This window comes from Novosphingobium sp. 11B (genome assembly GCF_054589055.1).
In genome coordinates, this window is record NZ_BAAILP010000040.1 from 1 (window position 1) to 2,364 (window position 2,364).

Consider the following 2,364-nt stretch of genomic DNA (forward strand, 5'->3'; position numbering starts at 1 on the left):
GCCCACCTCACCGCGCGCGCATTTGACGCGCGCCTAAAGACAGCCACCGGTCCCGGATCAAGTCCGGGACGACGAAGTGAGAAACGCCAGCAACCCGCGCTCCTCGCGGCTCATCCAGCGGGTCTTGCGCGGCAGGCTTTCGGGCACCTCGGGTGCGCCCCGATCGCCCTTGGCCGCCGCGATCACGTCCGGGTGGACGTAGGACTTCCGCGCGATCGCGGGCGTATTGCCGAGGCACTGCGCAACCTCGTCCAGCATCGCCCGCAATGACAGGCCGGGGTTCCCGACCAGCATCGCGAAGGCCATCGTGCTCGCCGCCCATGTCCGGAAGTGCTTGGCGGTGAAGCCCTCGCCCATCGTCTCGGCAAGGTATGCGTTGACGTCGTGGCTGTGGACGGGAATCGCCTCGCCCTCCTCGTCGACGTACTGGAACAAGTGCTGGCCGGGCAGGTCCTGCATCTTGCGCACACAGCGCACGAGGCCGGGATCGTCGCAGGTGATCTGCTGCAGCTTGCCCGACTTGCCCTTGAAGCGCAGCATCAGCGCGCCGCGCTCTATCTTCGCGTGCCGGTTGCGCAGGGTGGTCGCGCCGAAGCTCTTGTTGGCCTTGGCGTAGCACTCGTTCCCCACCCGGATCGCCCCGGTATCGAGCAGCGCCACGACCGAGGCGATCGCCCGCTCGCGCGTCAGCTTGCGTGAAGCGATGTCCGCGTCCACCCGCGCCCGCAACACTGGCAGCGCATCGCCGAACAGGGCGCAGCGGTCGAACTTCATCGTCTCGCGCGACTGGCGCCAGTCGGGATGATAGCGATACTGCTTGCGCCCGCGCGCGTCGTAGCCCGTCGCCAGCAGGTGAACATCGGGGTCGGCGGAGAACCAGCACCGCTCGTAGGCGGGCGGCAGGGCGATGGCGTTGAGCCGGTCGATCTCGACGCGATCCTTTATCCGCGCTCCGTCCGCGTCGAAGTAGGCCCACTTGCTGCCGCGCACCGGCCTGCGGGTGATTCCGGGGGCGCCGTCATCGGCGAATTTCAGGCGCATATCTGTCTGGCGCGTCATCAGCATGGGGTCAGTCCGTTTGCCTCTCCCTTTCAAGAACGCGCGAGGGGCAAACGGGTTGTCGGAAACCGGAACGCGATCCCGCCGTTCCTTCCTGCAAAGACAAACCACAGGAGACACCCATGGCAGACGCACGCATCTTCCGCGATCTCAAGGCCGACCACGACAAGCACCGCAAGTTGCTGGAACAGCTGGGCGAAACCCAGGGCGCCAGCGACGAGCGCAAGGACCTGTTCGAAGCCTTGCGTAAGGAACTCCAGGCCCACGCCGCCGCCGAGGAGGAATCGCTCTACGCGACGATGCTCGGCAACCCGGACCTGCGCGACGAGGCCCGCCACTCGGTGTCCGAGCACAAGGAGATCGACGACTTCCTCGGCGAACTTTTCGAGATCGACATGAGTTCGTCCGCGTGGCTGACCAAGTTCAAGGAAATGCGCCACCGCTACCTCCACCACATCGACGAGGAAGAGGAGGAGATGTTCCCCGAAGCGGCGGAAAAGCTCTCGGCCGAAACCGAAAAGGAACTCGCCGAAGTGTTCGAGAAGCGCAAGCCGAAGGAACTGGCGACGGCCGAAAAGGAACTGCCCGGCGATGCGCGCGAATAAAACCGGCAATACGCCGGCTCGGGCCTCCCCTGCGGTGAGCGCGGGGGAACGCCTGCCCCGGCGGCGCGTTGCCTTCTCGATCAACCATAACGGAGAAGGACCATGGACAAGGACATCCGCGAGCATTTCTGGAAAGCGTTCCAGACCAGCCCGTTCATCATGATGAGCCTTCAGGGCGGACATGCCCACGCCGAGCCGATGACGGCACAGCTCGACAAGGACGCCCATCACGCGATCTGGTTCTTCACCAAGCGCGACAACCGCATCGGCGGCGGCGGCAAGGCGATGGGTCAGGTGATGACGCGGGGGCACGAGGTTTTCGCCTGCATCGACGGTACGCTGGTCGAGGAAACCGATCCGGCCGTGCGCGACAAGCACTGGAACAACGCCGTGGAGGCGTGGTTTCCCGGCGGCAAGGCCGACGCTTCGGTCGTCATGCTGCGTTTCGAGATCGAGGATGCCGAAGTCTGGACTTCGGAAATGGGCCTCAAGGGCGCCTTCAAGCTCCTGACCGGCAAGCCCATCAAGCAGGGCGAGGCCGGAGAGCACGCGCTCGGCGCGGTCTGAGACCCTCTAGGACCGATGCCTGAGCAGCGGGGGCGTGGCGGTTCAGGCTGCCACGCCCTTCGCGCTTGTCCTCCCTGTCGCGCAGCGATGGGGAGGGGGACCGCCCGCGCAGCGGGTGGTGGAGGGGCTTGGG

At 65.9% G+C, this 2,364-nt stretch carries 3 protein-coding genes; 2 read left to right on the forward strand and 1 reads right to left on the reverse strand.

Going from position 1 to position 2,364, the window contains the following annotated elements:
• Positions 1-57: 57 nt before the first annotated feature.
• A complete protein-coding gene (locus ACYPYD_RS03425; protein WP_459662063.1) occupies positions 58-1,065 on the reverse strand; it encodes a DNA topoisomerase IB in 1,008 nt (335 codons plus the stop codon).
• A gap of 116 nt (positions 1,066-1,181) precedes the next feature.
• On the opposite strand from ACYPYD_RS03425, the gene ACYPYD_RS03430 reads away from it, so the two are divergent.
• Both ACYPYD_RS03430 and ACYPYD_RS03435 read left to right on the forward strand, forming a co-directional pair.
• A complete protein-coding gene (locus tag ACYPYD_RS03430) occupies positions 1,182-1,664 on the forward strand; it encodes a hemerythrin domain-containing protein (RefSeq protein ID WP_008833645.1) in 483 nt (160 codons plus the stop codon).
• 102 nt (positions 1,665-1,766) lie between these two features.
• Positions 1,767-2,231: a pyridoxamine 5'-phosphate oxidase family protein gene (locus ACYPYD_RS03435; protein ID WP_271184609.1), complete on the forward strand. Its 465-nt coding sequence runs from the start codon at positions 1,767-1,769 to the stop codon at positions 2,229-2,231.
• Positions 2,232-2,364: the final 133 nt, after the last annotated feature.